At 68.0% G+C, this 2,108-nt stretch carries 2 protein-coding genes; both read right to left on the bottom strand.

Features of this window, described 5'->3' with window-relative positions:
* A partial coding sequence (gene recN / locus A9W95_RS18120; protein WP_067415734.1) for a DNA repair protein RecN occupies positions 1 to 1,321 on the bottom strand: 1,321 nt, incomplete at its 3' end.
* Positions 1,322 to 1,325: 4 nt separating this feature from the next.
* A partial coding sequence (locus A9W95_RS18115) for an NAD kinase (RefSeq protein ID WP_067415731.1) occupies positions 1,326 to 2,108 on the bottom strand: 783 nt, incomplete at its 5' end.

The following is a 2,108-nucleotide window of genomic DNA, read 5'->3' as shown; positions in this document are numbered from 1 at the left end:
AGCCGAACTCCACCGCGTCGATGCCATCCGCCCCCGCGCGAACCAATTCCTCGGTGGGCAGTTTGAGGGCGGCAGGATCGTCGGGTTCGGCCGGTTCGGTGGTCACACCGATCGTGAACTCGGCATCGCCCATGGCCAGTCCGGATAGCTCCGCGGTGACTTCTTTGGCCAGGCGTTTGGCTGCCTTCTGCCGAACCTTGCTGAGTTCGATTGCAGCCGAACCTAATTGGCGTCCGAGGTCGTCGACATGGCGTTCCAGCGCGGCCAGGCCCTCTTCGGAGACGTCGAGCTGAGCCAGCCGCTCGCGCGATTGGTTGGCCCAGCGCAGAACGCCGTCGATGTCGGCGGCGTATTTGCGGGTCAGCGTGCGCAATTCGGCTTGGCGCGCCAGCTTCGTATCCAAGGCGCTGGCATCGGCGGGCAGATCGTCGACGTAGGCGCCCAATTCGCCGATGGCATCCACGACGACGGTCAACGCTTCTCCGATCTGGGTCGCCAACGCCTGCAAGGTGGCATCGTCGGTCGCCTGCAGCGCCGCTCTGGCCTGACCCAAACCGGTTGCCGCAGTAGGCCCTTCGCTGTCATCGGAGTCACCGCCCAACGCGGCCCGTGCGGTCAGCGCCGCCTCCCGAAGCGTGTCCAATTCCGAAAGACGCACGATCTCGGCGACCAGCGCATCGTCTTCACCCGGCTGCGGGTCGACGGTGTCGATCTCGTTGAGCGCGAATTTGAGCCGGTCAGCTTCCTGGGCCAGTTCGCGGGCTCGGTCACGACGGTCGATGAGGTCACGACGGGCCGAGAGCCACGCGTCGCGCAACTTGCGGTAGCGCTCGAGCACGGCCCCGGCGGCGGCGAACCGGTCCAACGCGCCACGCTGTTCCTCGGGCCGCATCAGCCGCAGCTGATCGTTTTGGCCGTGCAGGGTGAGTAGTTCGTTGGTGAACCCGCTCAGCGACTTGGCGGGCACACTGCGACCGCCCAGGTAGGCGCGCGACGGCCCGTCCCGGTTGACCGAGCGCAGCGCGATCACGCTACCGTCCTCGTCGCGTTCGGCACCGGAGGCGTCCAGGATCTCACCGAGATGCGCGGCCGCCGCTTCATCCAGATCCGTTGTGGTGAAACGGCCTTCGACAACCGCGCGCTCAGCGCCGGACCGAACCCGGCTGGCGTCGGCGCGCGCGCCGCCGAGCAGGTGCAGCCCGGTGACCACCATGGTCTTGCCGGTGCCCGTCTCGCCGGTGAGCACGGTCAAGCCCCGATCGAACTCGGCGGTGGCGATGCTGATCGCGCCCAGCGATTCAATCCGGATCTCGGTCAGCACGCGACTACTGCCCGCGCCACCCGGTCACCGGTAACCGGAACTTCTTCACCAGCCGGTCGGTGAACGGCGCGCTGTCCAATCGGGCCCACTTGACCGGCGTGTTGCAGCGCGTGATTTCCAGGCGACTACCGGCCGGAACCAGCATCTCCCGGCGGCCGTCGCAGAACACCAGGGCGTCGTGGCCGCCCGCCTCGATCTCGACCGCGATGATGGCATCCGGGCTGGTCACCATCGGCCGGCTGAACAGCGCGTGCGCGTTGTTGGGCACCACCAGGATGGCTTCTAGGTCGGGCCACAACACCGGGCCGCCCGCGGAGAACGCATACGCGGTCGATCCCGTCGGGGTGGACACCAACACGCCGTCGCAGCCGAACGTCGACACCGGGCGCCCGTCGATCTCGACTACGACGCCGAGCACGCCCAACCGGGGTCCCTTTTCCAGGCTGGCTTCGTTGAGCGCCCAGCCTTGATCGATGGTCCTGCCGCCTTGGCGCACGGCGACGTCCAGGGTCAACCGGTTCTCCACCTGGTAGTCCTTGGCGACGACGTGCTGCAGCACCAGGTCGATCGCCTCGGCCTCGGCCTCGGCCAGAAACCCGATGCGGCCGAGGTTGACGCCCAATACCGGGATGCCGACGTTGCGGGCCAGCTCGGCCGCGCGCAAGAAGGTGCCGTCGCCGCCGAGCACCAGGACCAATTCGCAGCCCTCCGCGGCCTGCGGATCGGCGTCCACGACGTCGATCTCGACCCCCATGGCCCGCATGTCGTTGGCGTCCAGTCGCAGCGA

This window comes from Mycobacterium sp. 1423905.2 (assembly GCF_001673155.1).
Classification (GTDB): domain Bacteria; phylum Actinomycetota; class Actinomycetes; order Mycobacteriales; family Mycobacteriaceae; genus Mycobacterium.
The sequence above is the reverse complement of the archived record's forward strand: the minus strand, read 5'-3'. Positions and strand labels throughout refer to the sequence as shown.